Genomic DNA, 15,632 nt, shown 5'->3' on the forward strand with positions numbered 1-15,632 from the left:
GGCATGGCTGACTATTTCGAGCGACTGAACTATGCGCTGGGGGATGAAGACACCGCACTGGAATACGCCATCTTGCCCCAGCGGGCCAGGCACGTGGTCGGCGTCGCGGGAAGTGGCGGGCGGCTGCTGCCGTTGCTGGCCCGCAACCCCGCACGCATGACTTGCGTCGATATCAGTGCGCCGCAACTGGCGTTCACGCGACTGCGCTTTGCTCTGCTGGAACAGACCGACTACACATCGTTTATGGACTTCATGGGTTACCACCCAGGGGTTTTGCCGTCGCGACGCCAATCCATACTTGAGCAACTGGATCTGCCGCGTGTCGATCGCCACTGGCTGGCGGAGCTTTTCCAGGCACGTCATTGGCAGGCACCGATCTATATGGGGGCCTTTGAACAGGCTTTGCAGCGGTTGGCGAAGGTCAACCGATTGTTTACCGGCGAGGCAGGTAGAGAGATTTTTCAGTGCAGCGATCTCGGCGAGCAAACCGATTATTACCGCACCCGTTTTCCCCTCAGGCGCTGGCGGGCTGTGATCTCGCTGCTGGGCAACGCAGCAGTGCTCAATTCGTTGTTGTACAAGGGATCGTTTCCACCCAACAACCTGGGTATCAGCTCCCGCGCAGCGTATCTGGACATTTTCCACACCTTGTTCACCACGCAGATCGTGCGCGAGAGCTTCTTTCTGCAAATGCTGTTTTTTGGTGAGCTGCGCTATCCGCAAGGGTTCCCGCTGGAGTGCGATCCGCGAATCTTCAAGAGTGCCCGAGAGGCCATTGAGCAATGTGAGTTGCGCATCGTGCAGGCCGACATTATCAACTGCGCCGCCAAACACACGGATGTCGATTTCGTATCGCTCTCGGACGTCCCTTCCTTCATGCCCCAAGCCGCTGGAGCGAGTGTCTTGCAGCAATTGCGTCCGTGCCTTGCCGATGAGGCGTTGCTGGTCATGCGCGGCCATTTGCACATCGTCGAACCCGATTGTGCAGGCTTCTGCGATATCACTGGCCAGTACCAGGATGCGATCGCACGAGAGAAAACCCAGCTCTGGCGCGTGCAGGTCTACCGCCAGACGACACCTTTGCAGGTATCCCGATGAACAATCAGCACCCAACCGTCAACTGGGTAAAAAACCGTGTGCGTCAGGCCCGTGACGATCAGCAGCAGTTGTTTGATGCCGGGCTAAATGGCCTGAAACTGGTCAGCCGTGAGGGCAAGACCATCGAGTTGAGCAGCGGGGAGCGGCTGACCGAGTTTCTCTCATGTTCTTACCTGGGACTGGAGTGCGACCCGCGTCTGATTGAAAGCGCGGTGAGCTCCGTGAAATCCTTCGGCGTGCAATTCGCCGCCGCACGAACCCGTGCGCTGCTACCGCCGATGCGCGAACTCGACGAGCAATTGCACCAGATATTCCAGGGCTACACGGTGACCTTCAACTCGGTGGGCAGTGCGCATCTGGGCTGCCTGCCGTTACTGGGCTCCGGCGAGTTACCGTCCTATCCGTTGCGTCGAGGCCCGGGCTGGATTGTTGACCGGGCGGCCCATGCCTCGATGCAGGTGCTACAAGGGATTCTGTGGCAGTTCGGCCCTGTACAGCGATGCGACTGCAATGACGTGGAGCAAGTCGAACAGGCTTGCTCCACAGCGGTAGCCGCTGGCCATACACCCATCATCCTTACGGACAGCATTGGCTCGATGCGGGGGTTGTATCCGGTCAATCGTCTGTTGCAACTGGCGGAGCGCTTTGAAGGTTATCTGTATGCCGATGACGCCCACGGCACCTCGATTCACGGTGTAACAGGCGGAGGTTATGCGCTGGTCGCCGCCGATGAGCGACGGCGCGATCGTCTGATCCTTCTGTCCTCGCTGTCCAAGGCATTTGGTGCCACGGGCGGAGCGATCACTGTCTTTACCGAAGCCGACGCTGAAATGATCCGCCGCCATGCGTCGACCTATACCTTCGGCGGTCCATTGTCGATGGGTGGCGTCGGTGCGGCGGTAGCGTCTGCGGACATCCACCTTTCGCCGGAGCTGGGGCAGTTGCAGGCGGCTCTGTGGCGAAATGTTGCCCTGATCGACGACCTGCTCGGGCCGGTGCTGGGCAACCATGAAGTCGCCTCGCCCATTCGTTTCGTCCGCGTTGGCGCCGAGCGTGATGCGATCAGTCTGGCGTTGCACCTGCGTCGAAAGGCCATCGCTGTTACCTCCGCCGTGTTTCCAGTGGTGGCCAAAGGCGAAGCGATTCTGCGTCTGGCCGTCAGCGCGAATCACACCCAGGCCCAATTGGAGAGCCTGGCCAATGCCGTCCGTGGCGGTTTCGATGAATTGGGCATTCGCCAGGGTGGTCGTGACGATGAGCGATGATCCCGTGCTCGCTGCCAACCAGGCCTTTGCGCACAAATTGGCCCATGCGCAGTCACTGCCGTGGTTCTGTGCGCTGTGTCCGCAGATCCTGCAGGTGCACAGTCTGAAGGATTTGCAGCGCCTGCCGATTCAGGCCGTGGAGGACGAGCATGGCGGTGTGCTGTTTTCCGCGCTTGGCGAAGCGTCGCACCGTGCGCCGGGTGGCGGCCTGACCCTGACGTCGGGCGGCAGCACCGGCAGCCGCAAACACATCACCCATTCCTGGGCGTTCAACGCCGACATCGTGCCGCTGGGGGCGCGGATGTTTGGCGAGGCGGACGAACGCCCAAGCGTGGTCATCAATTGCCTGACCGCGGGTGAAATGCAGGGCGCTTTCCAGTACGCAGCGGCGATCGTCCAGCATATCGGCGCGCGTCTGCTGCCCGCCGGTTCATTGATGGGAGTTAAGCGAATTGCCGGGCTGATTCAGTCGCAAGCGGCCGATGCACTGATTTGCACGCCTTCATTCGCCGCGGCGCTGTTCAACCACGATGAAATCGACGCACAGCAGTTGGTCAGCCTGAGATGGCTTTACTACATCGGGGAACCCTGCGGTCCTCAATTGCGCGAACAGCTTGGCCGGGGCTGGCCGGCGATAAGGCTCCGGTCGCTGGGCTACAGCTCGACGGAAACCGGGCCCATCGGCTATCAATGCGCGCACCTTGAGCACGGTTTCTATCATCTGCACGCCGATGCGATGTTCGTCGAAGTGGTGGACCCGCTCACCTTGCAAGCAGTAGCCGCGGGCGAAAGCGGTGAGTTCCTGCTGACAGCTTTGCTGCCCGACCATGTGCCGCTGTTGCGTTACCGAATTGGTGATCGTGGGCGAATCCTGCGCAGTGCGGCGAATTGCGCCTGTGGCAGCGCCTTGCCTGTGGTGCAACTTGAGGGGCGGGTGGAGACATCGATCAAGCTGGGTGGCGCGATCATCACGCAGCGACAGGTGATGAGCGTACTCGCACAGGCGTTGCCGGAGCTGGGTTCGACCGACATTCAGGTACAGATCAATCGACAGGCCAACGGTGTGCGCATGTGTCTGGTCATTGCTCAGGACAAACTGCCGTCCGGCGCAGAAGCCGCCATTGAACAGGCGTTACACAATGAGGCGCAGGCAAGCGCATTGCTCAGGTTGCCTGGCGTGTCGGGGTTGCAGGTGCGGCGTATGGCCCGCAACTGTTTCGAAACAACTCCTGCGGGCAAGACACCGTTTTTTATTGAGTTGTAGGCTACCCCGGACTCACCGGGGTAGCGTGTTTTCAGGGCAGCAGGATGGTCGAACCGGTGGTGCGCCGAGCTGACAACTCGGTCTGCGCCTTCGCCGCTTCAGCCAATGGATAGCGCTGGCTGATATCGACCTTGAGCTTGCCGCTGATGATCATCTCGAACAGTTCATCGGCCATGCGCTGCAGGTTCTGCGCATTGTTGGCATAGGTCGCCAATGTAGGCCGGGTGACGTAGAGCGAGCCCTTGGCGGAAAGGATCCCCAGATTCACCCCGTCGACTGCGCCGGAAGCATTGCCGAAGCTCACCACCAAGCCACGGGGCGACACGCTGTCCAGCGAAGTCAGCCAGGTGTCCTTGCCGACGCCGTCATAGACCACCGGGACTTTTTTGCCGTCGGTCAATTCCAGCACGCGTTCGGCAACGTTTTCGTGGCTGTAGTCGATGGTTGCCCAGGCACCGTTGGCTTTCGCCAGTTCGGCTTTCTCCTTGGAACTGACGGTGCCAATCAGCTTCACGCCCAGTGCCTTGGCCCATTGGCAGGCCAGCGAACCGACGCCCCCTGCAGCGGCGTGGAACAGAATGGTTTCGCCACCCTTGAGTTCATAAGTCTGGCGCAGCAGGTACTGCACGGTCAGACCCTTTAGCATCACCCCGGCAGCCGTCTCGAAGCTGATTTCGTCCGGCAGATGCACCAGATTGGCTTCAGGCAGAACGTGCAATTCGCTGTAGGCGCCCAGCGGGCCGCTGCCGTACGCGACGCGGTCACCGACCTTGAACCGGGTCACCTCGCTGCCCACTGCCTCAACAATGCCTGCACCTTCCGCGCCCAGGCCGGACGGCAAGGCTGGCGGTGCGTAGAGGCCGCTGCGGAAATAGGTGTCGATGAAATTCAGGCCGATAGCCTTGTTGGCTACGCGCACCTGATCAGGGCCGGGCGCGGCGGGTTCGTAATCAACAAACTCGAGTACTTCGGGACCGCCGTGGGCGCGGAACTGGATACGCTTTGCCATCTGCCTGCTCTCCTTGGGTCTTTTGTGAGGTCCCTATCCAACGCTTATGCATGATCTTCGTCAACTGCGGCGCGTTGGCCTGCGGTGTTATGCTACGCGCCCATTTGCGCCGACCCCCGCCTGCGGGTTGCCGCGTAGTGATGCCCCGATTCAAGGTGAAGCCATGACGACCCGCACCGACGCCGTAAAGGCCTATCTGCTCGACCTGCAAGACCGCATCTGCGCCGCACTCGAAACCGAGGATGGCGGCACGCGCTTCGTCGAAGACGCCTGGACCCGGCCGGCCGGTGGTGGCGGTCGCACTCGCGTGATTGAAAACGGCACGCTGATCGAAAAGGGTGGCGTCAACTTTTCCCACGTCTTCGGCAGTGGTCTGCCACCGTCGGCCAGTGCCCATCGCCCGGAATTGGCCGGTCGCGGTTTTGAGGCCCTCGGTGTGTCGTTGGTGATTCATCCGCACAACCCACATGTGCCGACATCTCACGCCAACGTGCGTTTTTTCATCGCCGAGAAAGAAGGTGAAGAGCCGGTCTGGTGGTTCGGCGGCGGCTTTGACCTGACGCCGTATTACGGCAACGAAGAAGACTGCATCCACTGGCACCGCGTCGCCGAACAGGCCTGCGCGCCGTTCGGCGCCGACGTCTATCCGCGCTACAAGGCGTGGTGCGACACCTACTTTCACATCAAGCATCGCCACGAACCGCGCGGCATCGGCGGCTTGTTTTTCGATGACCTGAACGAGTGGGATTTCGACACCAGTTTCGCCTTCATGCGCGCCATTGGTGATGCCTACATCGACGCCTATCTGCCGATCGTGCAGCGCCGCAAGCACGATGCGTTCACCGCCCAGCAACGTGAGTTCCAGGAATTCCGCCGTGGCCGCTACGTCGAGTTCAACCTGGTTTACGACCGTGGCACGCTGTTCGGCCTGCAATCGGGCGGGCGTACCGAGTCGATCCTGATGTCACTGCCGCCGCAAGTACGCTGGGGCTACGACTGGAAGGCTGAACCTGGCAGCGAAGAAGCGCGCCTGACCGAGTACTTCCTGCAAGACCGCGACTGGCTGACCCAAGCCTGAGGACATCTGATGGATCGTTACGTCGTTTTCGGTAACCCGATCGGCCACAGCAAATCGCCGATGATCCACAAGCTGTTCGCCGAGCAGACCGGCGAGAGCCTCGACTACGCCACGTTGCTGGCGCCGCTCGACGATTTTTCCGCCTGTGCTACGGCGTTTTTCCGCGAAGGTCGCGGCGCCAATGTCACTGTGCCGTTCAAGGAAGACGCTTATCGGCTAGCCAATAGCCTGACGGCCCGTGCGCAACGGGCCGGTGCGGTGAACACCTTGAGCAAACTGGCCGACGGTTCGCTGCTCGGCGACAACACCGACGGCGCCGGACTGGTGCGGGATCTGACGGTAAACGCCGGGTTCAGCCTGACCGGCAAACGCATCTTGCTGCTCGGTGCCGGTGGCGCCGTGCGTGGAGCGCTTGAGCCGTTGCTGGCGGAGAAACCCGCGTCGGTGATCATCGCCAACCGTACGGTAGACAAGGCCGAGTTGCTGGCGGAATTGTTCTGCGATCTGGGGCCGGTGTCGGCCAGCGGCTTTGATTGGCTGCGCGAGCCGGTGGATGTGATCATCAACGCCACGTCCGCCAGCCTCACCGGCGATGTACCGCCGATTGCGCCGAGCCTGATCGAACCGGGCAAGACGTTGTGCTACGACATGATGTACGGCAAAGAACCGACGGCGTTCTGCCGTTGGGCCAGTGAGCACGGCGCGGCGGTGTCGATGGATGGTTTGGGGATGTTGGCCGAACAAGCGGCGGAAGCCTTCTTCCTTTGGCGCGGCGTGCGGCCGGACACGGCGCCAGTGCTCACAGAACTGCGCCGCCAGTTGGCTCGTTAAAGGCATCGCTGGCAAGCCAGCTCCCACAAGGATCACCTGAATCCCTGTGGGAGCTGGCTTGCCAGCGATGGAAGTCGACACTGATATCAGATCAATCCTCAAACCGGATCGGGCACTTCTCTGGCCCTTCCAGCTTGCGCAGTTCCTCCACCACCTGCGGCCGCGCACCGCGCAACGTCAGGCTGCGACCCTGACTCAACAGGCGCCGCGCTTCCTGATGCAACATCTCCACCCCCGAATAGTCGATGAAGTTGATCTGCTGCGCCTCAATCACCACCCGCGCGCCGTGCATGCGCTGCAAACGCACTTGCAGATAATGGCTGGCGCCGAAGAAGATCGAGCCGCCGACCCGCAGCACATCGTCTTCACCATCACGCCAGTGCTGCACCCGCGGCTGTGAAGTGCGCTTGAGGTAGAAGAACAGCGATGCCAGCACGCCGGCGTAGATCGCGGTCTGCAACTCCAGCAGCAGAGTGGCCAGGCAGGTCAGCGCCATCACCACGAATTCGGCGCGGCTGACCCGCAGTAACGATCGAATCCCGCGATGATCCACCAACCCCCAGGCGATCAGCAAAATGCTGCCGGCCATGGCCGGAATCGGGATGTGCGCGATCAGCCCGGCACCAAAGATCGCAAACAGCGCCACCCAGATCGCCGAAAACACGCCCGCCAGCGGTGAGCAGGCGCCGGCCTCATAACTGAGGCCCGAGCGGGTAAACGAACCCGCCGACAGCGATCCGGAGAAGAATGCCCCGACAATGTTCGAAAGGCCTTGCGCGCGAACTTCCTGATTGGCATCGAGCAACTGCTGCGAACGTGCGGATATCGAGCGGGCAATCGACAGGCTGGTGACCAGCCCCAGCATGCCCACCGCCACTGCGCTGGGTAGCAGGCGCAGGATCAAATCCAGATCCAGCGGCAACCCGCTGAACGGCGGCAAACGCCCGACAAATGCGCTGACCAGATGCACGTGGCCGAACATCGCCGGCCACAGCCACACCAGCAGACTGGCCAGCACTAACGTGATCAACAACGTCGGCCAGCGCGGCAGCCATTGTTTCAGCACAACGCCGACTGCCACCGTGGCTACTCCGAGCAGCAACGATGGGTTATCCACAGCTCGGAGGTGTTGCAGCAGATCCATCAAACTGTCTAGCGCCGTGGCTTTGGCTGGCAAATCCAGCCCCAGCAGGTTTGGCAATTGCCCAATGGCAATCACCACCGCCGCGCCAAGGGTGAAACCGAGCACCACCGAATGCGAGACGAAGTTCACCAGCGCGCCAAACCGGAGCAAGCCAAGCAACCATTGAAATACCCCGGCGAGGAAGGTCAGCAACAGGATCAGGGTGACGTAGTCCTGGGATGCCGGCACAGCCAGTGGACTGACGCTGGCGTAAAGCACGATCGAAATCGCCGCGGTCGGGCCGCAGATCAAATGCCACGACGAACCCCACAGACAGGCGATCAGCACCGGGATGATCGCGGCGTAGAGGCCGTATTCAGGTGGGAGACCGGCGATCAGCGCGTAGGCAATCGACTGAGGTAACGCGAGAATCGCACCGCTGAGGCCGACGATCAGATCCCGTCCGACGCTGGCGCGGGTTTGCCGGGGTAGCCAGGTGAGGAAGGGAAACAGTGAGCGGCGACTGGGGAAGGCCATGGGTCCTCGCGGTTTGGGGTTTTGTTCAAGGGTAACAGGGTGTCAGTTGAGAAAGCCCCTCACCCTAGCCCTCTCCCAAAGGGGGAGGGGACTGACCGAGGTGTTTGATCGAGTTACGCCGACGTGAAAAATCCGCGTCGAAATCAAATTCTGAATAAACCACAGATCAGCTCCCTTCCCCCTCGCCACTCTGGGGGAGAGGGTTGGGGTGAGGGGGCAAAAATCTCAAGCCGAGCACAATTTCGGCAACCCCACGATCAGAGCTTGGCTTTAACCGCCGCCAACGCATCCTTGCCATCCACCGTCTTCACCCCATCCAGCCACTTGTCCAACACCGCCGGATTAGCCTTGATCCAAGCCTTCGCCGCTTCGGCATTGGTGATCTTCTTGTTCACCACCTCGGCCATGATGCTGTTCTCCATTTCCTGAGTGAACGCAAGATTGGTCAGCAATTTACCCACATTCGGACAGGCCTCCGCATAACCCTTGCGCGTCAGGGTGAACACGCTGCCGGTGTCGCCAAAGTATTTCTCGCCGCCCTTCAGATAGCGCATTTTCAACTGCACGTTCATCGGGTGCGGGGTCCAGCCGAGGAAGGTGACGAATTTCTGTTTTTTCACCGCCCGCGACACTTCGGCGAGCATCGCCTGTTCGCTGGACTCGATCAGTTTCCACTGGCCCATGTCGAAGTCATTCTTCTTGATGATCTCCTGCAGCGAGATATTCGCCGGGGCGCCCGAGCCGATGCCGTAGATCTTCTTGTCGAACTTGTCGGCAAACTTGTTCAGGTCGGCAAAGTCATGCACACCGGCATCCCACACGTAGTCCGGCACGGCCAGGGTGAACTCGGTGCCGTCGAGGTTCTTCGCCAGTTGCGTGACATCGCCGGTAGCCACGAACTTATCGTAGAAGCCCTGCTGCGCCGGCATCCAGTTGCCGAGGAAGACATCCACCTGGCCATCCTTCAAACCGCCGAAGGTGATCGGCACCGCGAGGGTGTCGACCTTGGCCTTGTAGCCCATGCCATCCAGCAGAAACCCGGTAATGGCGTTGGTTGCGGCGATGTCGCTCCAGCCGGGGTCGGCCATCTTTACCGTGCTGCAGCTTTGCTCGGCAAATGCCGAGGCACTGCTCAGCGCTATCAGGCCAAACGTCACTGCTGTGGATAACTTGCGCATGGACTTCCCCTTCACATTATTGGTTTTGGCAGGGTTGTGGATAACGGGCTTTGCGCTCCAGGTCATCGAGGTCGATGTGGTTGCGCATGTACTGCTGACTGGCGTCCACCAATGGCTGGTGATCCCAGCTCTTCAGCTTGCCGATGGTTAACGCATCGGCGACGAAACGGCGGCGGCGCTGACTGGCGAGAACGTCCCGGTGGATTGCCGGGATATCCCACTTGGCGCGCGCCTCGACAAGAAAATCGTCGAAAAGCTGGCGATGCAGTGGCGATTGGCTGAGTTCTTCTATTTCACGCGGATCGTTGTCTACGTCAAAGAGTAGGCAAGGGTCGCTTTCGCTGTAGATAAATTTGTAGGCACCACGGCGGATCATCATCAGCGGGCTGATCGTGCCTTCGGCCATGTACTCGCCGAATACTTCGTCATGACCGCCCTGCCCTTGCAGGTGCGGCACCAGCGACCGCCCGTCCAGCGGCAGACCCGGCTCCAGCGTGCCGCCAGCCAGTTCGACGAAGGTTGGCAACAGGTCTGCGGTGGACACCGCAGCGCTGATCCGGCCAGCGCCAAACTGACCTGGCGCACTTATCAACAGGGGGACTCGCGCCGCCATCTCGTACCAGTGCATTTTGTACCAGAGGCCTTTCTCGCCAAGCATGTCGCCATGGTCGCCCGAGAAGACGATGATGGTGTCATCGATCAGCCCGGTTTCCTCAAGGGTTTGCAGGAGTTTGCCGACGTTGGCATCGATATAGCTGCAAGCGCCGAAGTACGCACGGCGCGCGTCGCGAATTTTATCCACAGGCAGAGGTTTATCCCACAGGTCATAAACCTTGAGCAGCCGTTGCGAGTGCGGATCGAGTTCGTGCTGGTCCGGTGTTGCAGGCAACGGGATATCGGCATCGTCGTACAAATCCCAGAATGCCTTGGGAATCGTGTACGGATCGTGTGGGTGTGTCATCGACACGGTCAGACAGAACGGCTGATCGCCATCTTCGCGAATGTGATCGAACAGATATTGCTGCGCCTTGAACACCACCTCTTCATCGAAATCGAGCTGATTAGTGCGCACGCACGGCCCGGCTTGCAGCACCGAAGACATGTTGTGATACCAGGTCGGCCGCACGTCCGGCTCGTCCCAATTCACCGACCAACCGTAGTCGGCGGGATAGATATCGCTGGTCAGGCGTTCTTCATAACCGTGCAACTGATCCGGGCCGCAAAAATGCATCTTGCCCGACAGTGCTGTGCGGTAGCCGAGGCGACGCAGGTAGTGGGCGTAAGTCGGCACATCGGCGGGGAAATCGGCAGCGTTGTCGTACGCGCCGATCTTGCTTGGCAACTGTCCGCTGACCAAGGTGAAGCGCGACGGCGCGCATAACGGGCTGTTGCAGTAAGCGGCATCGAACACCACGCCTTGGTCGGCGAGGCGCGAAAGATTGGGCAGTTTGATCGGCGAAGGCCCGTAGATCGGCAACATTGGCGCGGCCATCTGATCGGCCATGATGAAAAGAATATTCTTGCGCTTCATGTGATCGCGGCATTCCATAGTAAATATTTATGCGACATTGCTGCGATCGAGCATGGAGTCCATGCTTTGTCGGGTAAAGCCCGCGCCGGGCAATGACTAGGATAAGCACAGCTTATGTATGAAGCCCTTGGTGATCTGTCGCTCGACCTGTTGCGCGCCTTTGAGGCCGCTGCCCGGCATCGCAGTTTTACCGCCGCCGCGGTGGAGCTCGGGACCACGCAACCAGCGATCAGCCAACAGATCAAACGGCTTGAAGAACAGCTTGGCTCACGGTTGTTCGATCGAATCTACCGTGGCATTGAACTCACCGAAGTCGGCACTATTCTGTTTGAGCAAGTTAGCCTCGGTTTGCAGAATATCGACGCCGGTTTGAGTGCGATCAGCGCACAGCAGCAACATGAGGTGCTGCAAGTCGCCACCGATTTTGCGTTCGCTGCGTATTGGTTGATGCCGCGTCTGCATCGCTTCCACGAAGCCAATCCGCACGTCGACGTCAGCCTGGTCACCAGCGAGCGCAACCACAACATGCTGCGCACCGATATCGACGTGGCGATCCTGTTTGGCGATGGGCGTTTCAAACAGGGTGAAAGCCATTGGCTGTTCAGCGAAGAAGTGTTTCCGGTGTGCAGTCCGCTATTGCTCAAGGATCGTGCCCTGCCCTTGACCGCGCAGGCATTGCTGGAATTTCCGTTGCTGCATCTGCGGGGGGAAAACAGCAGCAATTGGTTTGACTGGAGCGGGCTGTTCCGCGAACTCGGCATCACTACCCCGCCGGCGCCGGGGCAATTGCGTTTCGACAATTACACACTGCTGATTCAAGCGGCGATCGGCGGGCAAGGCGTGGCGATTGGCTGGCGTCACCTTGTGGATAACTTGCTCAGTCAGGGTTTGCTGTGTCGACCAATTGCCGAGACCACCCTGTCGCGCCTTGGCTATTACGTGGTGTTGCCGCAGCGCAAACGGCGTGGCGTGTTGATTCAGCAGTTTGTCGATTGGTTGATGGAGGAGCAGGCGCGCAGTGCCGAATCTTTGGTCGGGTTGCAGTTGCCGTCGATTGCTAATTGAAGATCAAAGGATTGCAGCCTGCGGCAGCTCCTACAGGTGGATTTTATGGATTTGAAGTTGCGACAAAATTTACGTGCTGGCCGACATGCAGATTCAGTCGCAGCTCATCGGCAATTCCCACTGCCACGCGATTCAAGCGTTCCAGCGGTTCTGCCAGACCCGGCTCCAGATTGCCGCCGATCTGACTGAAATGCTCTATGGTCAGCCCAGCCACGCCGTGCGGCGCATTGACCAGCGTCCAGTGCAATGGACTGCTTTGCACCGCTTCACGAATTTCTTCGGCAGCGTGACGTTGTAAGCGTTCATCCAGCTCCGGCTCGTCGAGTACGGCAAACTCCCCCACCAGAAACAACCGCGAGACATTGGCCGCTTGCAGTCCGTCGACCAGTGCATCCACCGCTAAAACCTGTTCGACCGGGCCAAGCACCACCGAGCGTTCAATATGGTCGCTGCTGAACGGCAGCCCCGGCGCATCGAGCAAGCAGATCACCGCCGAACTGCCGGCGACGCTTTGATTGACCCGCTCGGAATCGAACAGATCACCGCTTTTGGTGCGCAATCCTGGACGCGGCGCGAGCGCGGTCAGGTCGTCGAGAATGGCGATGACTTCGTGCTGTCGGCGCAGCAGTTCAGCCATCAACGCAGCGCCCAGGCTACTCATGGCACCATAGAGCACCACTTTTACTACCGGGGTTTCGGCATTTTTCATGGCTGATCCCTTTTGTTATCCCTTGTATGACGTGTGACATACGGGCTACGTCGAGGGTTCGAACCGATTCAGAGGGTTTGCAATGCAAGCGATCAAGGGCTACCACGCCCACGTCTATTTCGACGCCAGTACGATTGAACAGGCTCGGGCAATGTGCGAGCGGGCCGCGCAGTTGTTTCCATTGAAGATGGGCCGCGTTCACGAACGACCGGTCGGCCCGCACCCGGACTGGAGCTGCCAGTTGGCCTTCGGCCCCGAGCTGCTCGGCGAGGTGCTGCCTTGGCTGGCGCTCAATCGCAAAGGCCTGGTGGTGTTTCTGCACCCGGACACCGGCGATGACTTGCTCGATCACACCGATCATGCGATCTGGATGGGGGCGGTGCGGACGCTGGATCTGTCTATTTTTTGATCAGGTTGTTGATACGCCCAACGCGTTTCTTCGCGCTCACCTTTTGGCTGCTCGTTCGCCAAACGACGCTAATCGCATCCGACGATCGGTTGACCGTTCATTCAAAGCTTTCACCGGCGAAAGGTAGCTGAAAGCTTCCCCGATTAGGATCGCCCTCACTTCCGGCAACAGACCGGTTGGCCAACGCGTGTGATACCTCGCTCGCCCGGCCCAATTAACAACAACAATGGTGATTCTGATGTCCTCTGTAGCCCGCCTCTTCCCGTGTCTTTTCGTTGCCACTCCGCCCGTACGTCTCGTGCTTCCCGTTTTGCGCTGATCCCGCCCGATCCGCTCATTTAACTAGCCGCGCTACGCCTGGAGTAATCCCATGCTGACTTTCCTTGGCTTCGCCATGGTCATCACGTTCATGTTCCTGATCATGACCAAGCGCCTGTCCGCGCTGATCGCTCTGATCATCATCCCGATCCTGTTTGCACTGTTCGGTGGTTTCGCGCCGAAGATCGGTCCGATGATGCTCGAAGGCATCACCAAGCTTGCGCCGACTGGCGTGATGCTGATGTTCGCCATTCTCTATTTCGCCCTGATGATCGACTCCGGCCTGTTCGACCCGGCCGTGCGCAAGATCCTCAAACTGGTCAAGGGCGACCCGTTGAAAGTTTCGGTCGGCACCGCCGTACTGGCGCTCGTCGTTTCCCTTGATGGTGACGGCGCGACCACTTACATGATCTGCGTGGCCGCCATGCTGCCGCTGTACAGCCGCATTGGCATGAGCCCGCGGATCATGGCTGGCTTGATCATCCTTGCCGGTGGCGTGATGAACATGACCCCATGGGGCGGCCCGACCGCGCGTGCGGCGAGTGCGCTGCATGTCGATCCTTCGGACATTTTTGTGCCGATGATCCCGGCCATGGCGGCCGGTGTGCTGGCGATCCTGGTCATCGCCTACTTCTATGGCAAACGCGAACGTGCGCGTCTGGGTGAGTTGCACCTGATCGGCGACGAGATCGATCACAGCGAAATCAGCGTTTCGCAGTTCCCCGACGCCCGTCGTCCGAAGCTGATCTGGTTCAACGGCGCCCTGACCTTCGGCCTGATGTGCACGCTGATCGCCGGCCTGTTGCCGCTGCCGGTGTTGTTCATGGTTGCATTCAGTATTGCCATGATCGTCAACTACCCTTGCCTGCAACAGCAGAAGGATCGCGTCGCGGCGCACGCCGGTAGTGTGCTGGCAGTGGTCGGGCTGATCTTTGCGGCCGGCATCTTCACCGGTATCCTGACCGGCACCGGCATGGTCGATGCGATGTCGAAGAGCCTGTTGGCAGTGATCCCTGATTTCCTCGGCCCGTACCTGGCGGTAATCACGGCGCTGGTGAGCATGCCGTTCACCTTCTTCATGTCCAACGATGCGTTCTACTATGGTGTGTTGCCAGTGCTGACCGAGGCTGCCAGCCACTACGGGATTACTGCGGTGGAAATGGCCCGTGCCTCGATCGTCGGTCAGCCCGTCCACTTGCTGAGCCCGTTGGTGCCATCGACTTATCTGTTGGTGGCGCTGGCCGGGATTGATTTCGGTGATCACCAGCGTTTCACCCTGAAATGGGCGATCCTGGTGTGTATCTGCATCCTGATTGCTGCACTGCTGTTGGGGACTTTTCCGCTCTTCAGCACTCTATAAGCCCAAGACTCACCGCACAGAGTCCCGGCTTCGCTGTTTGAAGCCCGGACTCTTTGTGGTTTAACAATCGCTCAAAGGAATACACATGGAATGGCTGACCAACCCTGAAATCTGGGTTGCCTTCTTTACCCTGACCGCCCTGGAAATCGTCCTCGGTATCGATAACATCATCATGATTTCGATCCTGGTCAGCCGCATGCCCAAACACATGCAGCAGCGCACCCGGATCTTCGGTCTGGCGCTGGCCATGATCACGCGGATCCTGTTGCTGCTGTCGATCACCTGGGTCATGCGCCTGACAGCCGACCTGTTTGTGGTGTTCGGCCAAGGCATTTCCGGCCGCGACCTGATCCTGTTCTTCGGTGGTCTGTTCCTGCTGTGGAAGAGCTCGCAAGAGATGTACCACGCGCTGGAAGGCGAAGACGAAAGCGACGACACGCCAAGCGGCAAGGGTGGCAACTTCCTCTACACCATCATCCAGATCGCGATCATCGACATCGTCTTCTCGCTGGATTCGGTGATCACCGCTGTCGGCATGGTCTCGCACGTTCCAGTCATGGTTGCAGCGATCATCGTTGCGGTACTGGTGATGATGCTGGCGGCCGGGACTATCAGCGATTTCATCGACAAGCACCCGTCGCTGAAGATGCTGGCGCTGTCGTTCCTGCTGGTAGTCGGTACCGTACTGATTGCTGAATCGTTCGATGTGCATGTGCCAAAAGGCTACGTCTACTTCGCCATGGCGTTCTCGCTGGCGGTGGAAGCGATCAACATCAAACTGCGCGGCGCGATGGCCAAGAAGAAACAACAGCAAGATCCGGTGAAACTGCGCAAGGACATTCCGGGGCAGTAACCCG

General features: G+C 59.8%; 14 protein-coding genes. 9 read left to right on the plus strand and 5 right to left on the minus strand.

Going from position 1 to position 15,632, the window contains the following annotated elements; translation table 11 throughout:
- Window positions 1-3 precede the first annotated feature (3 nt).
- From ACA061_RS00120 to ACA061_RS00130, 3 genes are read left to right on the plus strand one after another with little or no spacing between them, the layout of a single operon-like run.
- Complete coding sequence (locus ACA061_RS00120) at window positions 4-1,098, plus strand: DUF3419 family protein (RefSeq protein ID WP_497300352.1); 1,095 nt, start codon at window positions 4-6, stop codon at window positions 1,096-1,098.
- Window positions 1,095-2,363, plus strand: a complete 1,269-nt coding sequence (locus ACA061_RS00125) for an aminotransferase class I/II-fold pyridoxal phosphate-dependent enzyme (RefSeq protein ID WP_497300353.1) — start codon at window positions 1,095-1,097, stop codon at window positions 2,361-2,363. Before ACA061_RS00120 ends, ACA061_RS00125 begins: the two co-directional genes overlap by 4 nt.
- The gene (locus ACA061_RS00130; RefSeq protein ID WP_497300354.1) at window positions 2,353-3,627 is read left to right on the plus strand and encodes a phenylacetate--CoA ligase family protein; all 1,275 of its coding nucleotides are present in this window, start codon (window positions 2,353-2,355) and stop codon (window positions 3,625-3,627) included. Before ACA061_RS00125 ends, ACA061_RS00130 begins: the two co-directional genes overlap by 11 nt.
- 31 nt (window positions 3,628-3,658) lie before the next feature.
- Here the strand turns inward: ACA061_RS00130 and ACA061_RS00135 are convergent, their stop codons facing one another.
- The gene (locus tag ACA061_RS00135) at window positions 3,659-4,636 is read right to left on the minus strand and encodes a quinone oxidoreductase family protein (protein ID WP_210553256.1); all 978 of its coding nucleotides are present in this window, start codon (window positions 4,634-4,636) and stop codon (window positions 3,659-3,661) included.
- Between the two features lie 163 nt (window positions 4,637-4,799).
- On the opposite strand from ACA061_RS00135, the gene hemF reads away from it, so the two are divergent.
- Both hemF and aroE read left to right on the plus strand, forming a co-directional pair.
- A complete protein-coding gene (gene hemF, locus ACA061_RS00140) occupies window positions 4,800-5,714 on the plus strand; it encodes an oxygen-dependent coproporphyrinogen oxidase (protein ID WP_210553255.1) in 915 nt (304 codons plus the stop codon).
- 9 nt (window positions 5,715-5,723) lie between these two features.
- Window positions 5,724-6,545 carry a shikimate dehydrogenase gene (aroE, locus tag ACA061_RS00145; protein WP_497300355.1) on the plus strand — a complete coding sequence of 274 codons (822 nt, stop codon included), beginning with the start codon at window positions 5,724-5,726 and terminating at the stop codon, window positions 6,543-6,545.
- Window positions 6,546-6,636: 91 nt separating this feature from the next.
- Here the strand turns inward: aroE and ACA061_RS00150 are convergent, their stop codons facing one another.
- The 3 genes from ACA061_RS00150 to betC form a co-directional block, all read right to left on the minus strand.
- Window positions 6,637-8,205: a SulP family inorganic anion transporter gene (locus ACA061_RS00150; protein WP_497300356.1), complete on the minus strand. Its 1,569-nt coding sequence runs from the start codon at window positions 8,203-8,205 to the stop codon at window positions 6,637-6,639.
- Window positions 8,206-8,462: 257 nt separating this feature from the next.
- Complete coding sequence (gene choX, locus ACA061_RS00155) at window positions 8,463-9,383, minus strand: choline ABC transporter substrate-binding protein (RefSeq protein WP_210553252.1); 921 nt, start codon at window positions 9,381-9,383, stop codon at window positions 8,463-8,465.
- Between the two features lie 16 nt (window positions 9,384-9,399).
- Entirely contained in the window at window positions 9,400-10,914 is a 1,515-nt protein-coding gene (gene betC, locus ACA061_RS00160; protein WP_210700754.1) for a choline-sulfatase, read from the minus strand.
- Window positions 10,915-11,028: 114 nt separating this feature from the next.
- Here betC and ACA061_RS00165 point away from each other — a divergent pair, with 114 nt between their 5' ends.
- Window positions 11,029-11,979: a choline sulfate utilization transcriptional regulator gene (locus ACA061_RS00165; protein ID WP_210553250.1), complete on the plus strand. Its 951-nt coding sequence runs from the start codon at window positions 11,029-11,031 to the stop codon at window positions 11,977-11,979.
- A 43-nt stretch (window positions 11,980-12,022) separates the two neighbouring features.
- Here ACA061_RS00165 and ACA061_RS00170 read toward each other — a convergent pair whose 3' ends face one another.
- Complete coding sequence (locus ACA061_RS00170; protein ID WP_210553249.1) at window positions 12,023-12,688, minus strand: NAD(P)-dependent oxidoreductase; 666 nt, start codon at window positions 12,686-12,688, stop codon at window positions 12,023-12,025.
- An 82-nt stretch (window positions 12,689-12,770) separates the two neighbouring features.
- On the opposite strand from ACA061_RS00170, the gene ACA061_RS00175 reads away from it, so the two are divergent.
- From ACA061_RS00175 to ACA061_RS00185, 3 genes are all read left to right on the plus strand, one after another.
- On the plus strand, window positions 12,771-13,097 hold the full coding sequence (locus ACA061_RS00175; RefSeq protein WP_210553248.1) for a DOPA 4,5-dioxygenase family protein: 327 nt from the start codon (window positions 12,771-12,773) through the stop codon (window positions 13,095-13,097).
- A 370-nt stretch (window positions 13,098-13,467) separates the two neighbouring features.
- Entirely contained in the window at window positions 13,468-14,775 is a 1,308-nt protein-coding gene (locus ACA061_RS00180; protein ID WP_150605060.1) for a CitMHS family transporter, read from the plus strand.
- Between the two features lie 85 nt (window positions 14,776-14,860).
- Window positions 14,861-15,628, plus strand: a complete 768-nt coding sequence (locus ACA061_RS00185) for a TerC family protein (protein ID WP_210553247.1) — start codon at window positions 14,861-14,863, stop codon at window positions 15,626-15,628.
- The last annotated feature ends 4 nt before the right edge of the window (window positions 15,629-15,632 follow it).

This window comes from Pseudomonas sp. LBUM1668 (assembly GCF_059695715.1).

Bases quoted from the DNA above. Each gene is read 5' to 3' on its own strand.
- ACA061_RS00125 (WP_497300353.1), top strand. From the start codon at position 1,095: ATGAACAATCAGCACCCAACCGTCAACTGGGTAAAAAACCGTGTGCGT.
- ACA061_RS00130 (WP_497300354.1), top strand. From the start codon at position 2,353: ATGAGCGATGATCCCGTGCTCGCTGCCAACCAGGCCTTTGCGCACAAA.
- betC (WP_210700754.1), bottom strand. From the start codon at position 10,914: ATGAAGCGCAAGAATATTCTTTTCATCATGGCCGATCAGATGGCCGCG.
- ACA061_RS00120 (WP_497300352.1), top strand. From the start codon at position 4: ATGGCTGACTATTTCGAGCGACTGAACTATGCGCTGGGGGATGAAGAC.
- ACA061_RS00185 (WP_210553247.1), top strand. From the start codon at position 14,861: ATGGAATGGCTGACCAACCCTGAAATCTGGGTTGCCTTCTTTACCCTG.
- ACA061_RS00165 (WP_210553250.1), top strand. From the start codon at position 11,029: ATGTATGAAGCCCTTGGTGATCTGTCGCTCGACCTGTTGCGCGCCTTT.
- aroE (WP_497300355.1), top strand. From the start codon at position 5,724: ATGGATCGTTACGTCGTTTTCGGTAACCCGATCGGCCACAGCAAATCG.
- hemF (WP_210553255.1), top strand. From the start codon at position 4,800: ATGACGACCCGCACCGACGCCGTAAAGGCCTATCTGCTCGACCTGCAA.
- ACA061_RS00170 (WP_210553249.1), bottom strand. From the start codon at position 12,688: ATGAAAAATGCCGAAACCCCGGTAGTAAAAGTGGTGCTCTATGGTGCC.
- ACA061_RS00180 (WP_150605060.1), top strand. From the start codon at position 13,468: ATGCTGACTTTCCTTGGCTTCGCCATGGTCATCACGTTCATGTTCCTG.
- ACA061_RS00135 (WP_210553256.1), bottom strand. From the start codon at position 4,636: ATGGCAAAGCGTATCCAGTTCCGCGCCCACGGCGGTCCCGAAGTACTC.
- choX (WP_210553252.1), bottom strand. From the start codon at position 9,383: ATGCGCAAGTTATCCACAGCAGTGACGTTTGGCCTGATAGCGCTGAGC.
- ACA061_RS00150 (WP_497300356.1), bottom strand. From the start codon at position 8,205: ATGGCCTTCCCCAGTCGCCGCTCACTGTTTCCCTTCCTCACCTGGCTA.
- ACA061_RS00175 (WP_210553248.1), top strand. From the start codon at position 12,771: ATGCAAGCGATCAAGGGCTACCACGCCCACGTCTATTTCGACGCCAGT.